Origin of the sequence: Mycobacterium sp. (genome assembly GCF_049673265.1) — a bacterium.
Classification (GTDB): domain Bacteria; phylum Actinomycetota; class Actinomycetes; order Mycobacteriales; family Mycobacteriaceae; genus Mycobacterium.
In genome coordinates this window covers 1-5129 of record NZ_JBATXN010000062.1, presented here as the reverse complement: position 1 = coordinate 5129, position 5129 = coordinate 1, and the positions used below count along the sequence as shown (strand labels likewise).

4 protein-coding genes and 1 pseudogene are annotated in these 5129 nt (G+C 66.6%); 4 read left to right on the top strand and 1 reads right to left on the bottom strand.

The features are described from left to right. Positions 1–1164: cysteine--1-D-myo-inosityl 2-amino-2-deoxy-alpha-D-glucopyranoside ligase (gene mshC / locus WBF82_RS02165; RefSeq protein WP_424381458.1), on the top strand; the 1164-nt coding region annotated here is incomplete at its 5' end. 9 nt (positions 1165–1173) lie between these two features. Continuing rightward, positions 1174–2055 (top strand): SDR family oxidoreductase, encoded by an 882-nt coding sequence (locus WBF82_RS02160; protein ID WP_424381457.1) that lies wholly within the window; start codon positions 1174–1176, stop codon positions 2053–2055. A gap of 3 nt (positions 2056–2058) precedes the next feature. Here the strand turns inward: WBF82_RS02160 and WBF82_RS02155 are convergent, their stop codons facing one another. Further along, positions 2059–2937 (bottom strand): PAC2 family protein, encoded by an 879-nt coding sequence (locus tag WBF82_RS02155; RefSeq protein WP_424381456.1) that lies wholly within the window; start codon positions 2935–2937, stop codon positions 2059–2061. 100 nt (positions 2938–3037) lie between these two features. On the opposite strand from WBF82_RS02155, the pseudogene WBF82_RS02150 reads away from it, so the two are divergent. Both WBF82_RS02150 and WBF82_RS02145 read left to right on the top strand, forming a co-directional pair. Further along, positions 3038–3124 (top strand): annotated as a pseudogene (locus WBF82_RS02150) (hypothetical protein); the annotation flags it as partial. Positions 3125–3266: 142 nt separating this feature from the next. Beyond that, on the top strand, positions 3267–5129 hold a 1863-nt coding region (locus WBF82_RS02145), incomplete at its 3' end, for a homocysteine S-methyltransferase family protein (protein WP_424381455.1).

The following is a 5129-nucleotide window of genomic DNA, read 5'->3' as shown; positions in this document are numbered from 1 at the left end:
CCGGTGGTCGCTGGACCGACGGCCACCATGTACGTGTGCGGGATCACGCCGTATGACGCCACCCACCTCGGCCACGCCGCCACCTATCTGGCCTTCGACCTGATCCAGCGGCTGTGGCTGGATCTCGGACACAACGTGCACTACGTGCAGAACGTCACCGATGTCGACGATCCATTGTTCGAGCGGGCCAACCGTGACGGCCTTGACTGGCGCGACCTCGCGGGTCGCGAGGTTTCGCTGTATCGCGATGACATGGCCGCGCTGCGGGTGCTGCCGCCAGGCGAATACGTCGCGGCGACCGAGGCGGTGGCCGAAGTAGTCGAACTGGTGGAAAAGATGCTGGCCTCGGGTGCTGCCTATGTCATCGACGACCCCGACTATCCCGATGTGTACTTCCGCGCCGACGCGACGCTGCAGTTCGGCTACGAATCCGGTTATGACCGCGACACCATGCTGGCTTTGTTCGCCGAGCGCGGCGGCGACCCGGACCGACGGGGCAAGACCGACCAACTAGACGCGCTGATGTGGCGTGCTGCGCGGCCCGGGGAGCCGAGCTGGCCGTCGCCGTTTGGTCCCGGCCGGCCGGGTTGGCACGTCGAGTGCGCGGCGATCGCGCTCAGCCGGATCGGCAGCGGACTGGACATCCAGGGCGGTGGCAGCGATCTGGTCTTCCCGCATCACGAGTTCACCGCCGCGCATGCCGAATGTGTCAGTGGCGAGCGACGATTCGCCCGCCACTATGTGCACGCGGGCATGATCGGCTTGGACGGGCGCAAGATGTCCAAGAGCCGTGGCAACCTGGTTCTGGTGTCGGGGTTACGCGGCCAGGGCGTCGAGCCGTCGGCCGTCCGACTGGGCCTGCTGGCCGGCCACTATCGCTCCGACCGCGACTGGAGCGCCGAAGTACTCGAGTCGGCCACTGCGCGGCTGCATCGGTGGCGCACCGCGACCGCTCTGCCCGAAGCGCCGGATGCCGCCGACGTCATCGCCCGGCTGCGCCGCTATCTCGCCGACGACCTTGATACCCCCAAAGCGCTTGCTGCACTTGATGGTTGGACCACCGATGCACTGGAATACGGCGGGCACGATGCCGAGGCGCCGCACGCGGTGGCAACAGCGGTGGACGCGCTGCTGGGAGTGGACCTGCAAACGCCGCAGCGGTAGGTTGCGGCAATGACCTCAGTGAACTCGCAAGTCGTCTTCATCACGGGCGGTGGCCATGGAATCGGGGCCGAGGTAGCGCGGCGGTTGCACGCCAAGGGCGCCAAGCTGGTGTTGACCGACCTGGACGCGGGTGCACTGGCGGCGATGTCCGCCGAGCTCGGCGGCGACGAGTGGGTGCTGACCGCCACCGCCGACGTGCGTGATCTTGGAGCCATGCAGGCCGCCGCGAGCCAGGCCGTCGAAAAGTTCGGCGGTATCGATGTCGTCATCGCCAACGCCGGCATCGCCAGCTACGGATCGGCGCTTCAGGTCGATCCCGAGGCGTTCCGGCGGGTCCTCGACGTCAACGTGCTCGGCGTCTTCCACACCGTGCGTGCAGCGCTGCCGTCGGTGATCGAGCGCCGCGGCTACGTGCTGATCGTCTCGTCGCTGGCCGCGTTCGCGGCGGCGCCCGGCATGATTCCCTACGACGCGTCGAAGGCAGGTGTCGAGCACCTGGCCAACGCGTTGCGCCTTGAGGTCGGCCAGCGGGGGGTCACCGTCGGCTCGGCCCACATGTCCTGGATCGACACCGCCTTGGTCCGCGACAGCAAGGCCGATCTGCCGTCATTCCAAGAACTGCTGGCCCGGCTGCCCTTCCCGCTGAACAAGACCACCTCGGTGGACGCCTGCGCCGCCGCCTTCGTCAAGGGCATTGAGCACCGCAAACGACGGATCTACTGCCCGGGCTGGGTGCGGTGGTTCCGCTGGCTCAAGCCGGTGCTGTCGACCCCGTTTGGCGAAGGCGCAATGTCCAAGATCGCTCAGGAACTTCTTCCCCGGATGGACGCCGAAGTCGCCGCGCTGGGCCGTTCCACCAGCGCCAGCAACGAGGCGCTGGAGCAGCGATAGAAGTTAGCGCCCGAAGCCGGGACGGCGCCGACGCAGGTAGCGCTCGAACTCGGCGGCCAGCGCGTCGCCGTCGATCTTGCCAAGCGCCTCGTTCATGTCGACCTCGGCGTCACCGCGTTGCTCCAATGACTGCACGTACTCCGAGATTTCGTCGTCCTCGGCGGTCATCTCGGTGACCGCCTGCTCCCACTCCTCGGCCTGAGCCGGCAGATCAGCCAGCGGCACCTCGATATCGAGCACGTCCTCGACCCGGCGCAGCAGCGCCACAGTCGCTTTCGGATTCGGCGGCTGGGACACGTAGTGCGGAACCGCAGCCCAGAAAGTCACCGCCGGAATGCCGGCCGCCACGCAAGCGTCCTGAAACACGCCTGCGATGCCGGTCGGACCCTCGTAGCGGGTTTCCTGCAGTCCAAACCGGCGCGCCGATTCGGGGGAGTAGGCCGCCCCGGACACCGGCACCGGCCGGGTGTGCGGCGTATCAGCCAGCAGCGCGCCGAGGATCACCACGGTGTCGACGTTGAGCTTGTCGGCGACGGCGAGCAGCTCGGCGCAGAAGGTGCGCCAGCGCATGTTCGGCTCAACGCCGTGCATCAACACGATGTCGCGGTCGGCGCCGGGCGGGCGGCAGTGTGAGATCCGCATCGATGGCCACACCAACTCCCGTGTGACGCCGTCAACCTGCCGAATGACCGGGCGGTTCACCTGATAGTCGTAGTAAGCCTCGTCGTCGATCTCGACGATCGGGTCGGCCTCCCAGATGGCGTCCAGGTGCTCCAGGGCATCGCTGGCCGCGTCGCCGGCGTCGTTCCAACCCTCGAACGCCGCCACGACGATCGTGTTGTGCAATTCGGGTAGCGAAGCGCTGACATCCGGCGAGGTCACGCAATTAGCGTACGGCCTGACCGGACTCCCGGGGCGGCGAGCGCTATCAACCACCCAGGCATTTTCCATAGACCGACTATTCTTGTGCCCGTCAAGACGAAATACGTTCGGCTGCAATCTGGTTACCCTTGGTAACTACGACATTGCCGACAAGATCCGCGAGGGCACCGCGATCGCCCAGTGGGTCGGGTCGTGCTGGGCGTCCAGACGTCGAGTGACGACGTAGACTTTTCTGGTCGAGAGGCGTTGCAACGGTTCTCCGGCCCCTGCCGGTATCCGCCACGCTCGGCAGAGTCAAGGACGCCTTCCGCTACGGAAGGAATGTGTGCGTGAACGCCCGTGACCCGAAATCCTGGGAGCCGAACATCCGGCCGGACTGCACCGACGAACTGACGGCAGCTCTGCGTCAGCGGATTCTGGTGATCGACGGCGCGATGGGTACGGCGATCCAGCGGGACCGGCCGGACGAGGCCGGCTACCGCGGCGAGCGGTTCAAGGATTGGCCGACCCCGCTCCAGGGCAACAATGACCTGCTCACCCTGACGCAGCCGCAGATCATCGAGGGGATTCACCGCGAGTACCTGCAGGCGGGCGCCGACATCCTGGAGACCAACACATTCAACGCGAATGCGGTCTCGCTCTCCGACTACGACATGGCGGAGCTGAGCTACGAACTGAACTACGCCGGTGCCGCGCTGGCCCGCAAGGCCGCCGACGAGTTCAGCACCCCGGACAAGCCCCGCTACGTCGCCGGCGCCCTCGGACCGACGACGCGGACCGCGTCGATCTCGCCGGACGTCAATGACCCCGGGTCCCGCAACGTCTCCTACGACCAGCTGGTCGCCGCCTACCTCGAATCGGCCAGCGGCCTGGTCGACGGTGGTGCCGACCTCATCATCATCGAGACGATCTTCGACTCGCTGAACGCCAAGGCGGCGGTGTTCGCCGTCGAGACGCTGTTCGAAGACCGCGGACGCCGCTGGCCGGTCATCATCTCGGGCACCATCACCGATGCTTCCGGACGGACGTTGTCCGGTCAGGTAACCGAAGCCTTCTGGAACGCGATCAGGCACGCGAAGCCGATCGCGGTGGGCCTCAACTGTGCCCTGGGTGCGCCGGAGATGAGGCCCTACATCGCCGAGGTGGCGCGGATCGCGGACACTTTCGTCTCCTGCTATCCGAACGCCGGTCTGCCCAACGCCTTTGGCGAGTATGACGAGTCCCCGGAGCGTCAGGCCGGCTACATCGCCGACTTCGCCGAGGCAGGCCTGGTCAACCTGGTAGGTGGTTGCTGCGGAACCGCGCCGCCGCACATCGCCGAGATCGCCAAGGTCGTCGAGGGCAAAGCGCCGCGTGCGCTGCCGGAACTCCGGGTGGCCACCCGGCTCTCGGGCCTGGAGCCGCTCAACATCACCGACGAGTCCCTGTTCGTGAACATCGGTGAGCGCACCAACATCACCGGCTCCGCCCGGTTCCGCAACCTGATCAAGGCCGAGGACTACGACACCGCGCTGTCGGTCGCCCTGCAGCAGGTCGAGGTCGGTGCGCAGGTCATCGACATCAACATGGACGAGGGCATGATCGACGGCGTCGCCGCGATGGACCGGTTCACCAAGCTGATCGCGGCCGAGCCGGACATCAGCCGCGTGCCGGTGATGATCGACTCCTCCAAGTGGGAGGTCATCGAGGCCGGCCTGAAGAACGTGCAGGGCAAGCCGATCGTCAACTCGATCTCCATGAAGGAGGGCGAGGAGAAGTTCATCCGCGAAGCACGGCTGTGCCGCAAGTACGGCGCCGCGGTCGTCGTGATGGCCTTCGACGAGCAGGGTCAGGCTGACAACCTGGAGCGCCGCAAGGAGATCTGCGGGCGCGCCTACCGGATCCTGACCGAAGAGGTCGGCTTCCCGGCCGAGGACATCATCTTCGACCCGAACTGCTTCGCGCTGGCGACCGGTATCGAGGAGCATGCGACTTACGGGATCGACTTCATCGAGGCCTGCGCCTGGATCAAGGAGAACCTTCCCGGGGTGCACATCTCCGGCGGCATCTCGAACGTGTCGTTCTCGTTCCGGGGCAACAACCCCGTCCGCGAGGCGATCCACGCGGTGTTCCTGTTCCACGCCATCAAGGCCGGCCTGGACATGGGCATCGTCAACGCCGGTGCGCTCGTGCCCTACGACTCGATCGACCCC

Bases quoted from the DNA above. Each gene is read 5' to 3' on its own strand.
- WBF82_RS02160 (WP_424381457.1), top strand. From the start codon at position 1,174: ATGACCTCAGTGAACTCGCAAGTCGTCTTCATCACGGGCGGTGGCCAT.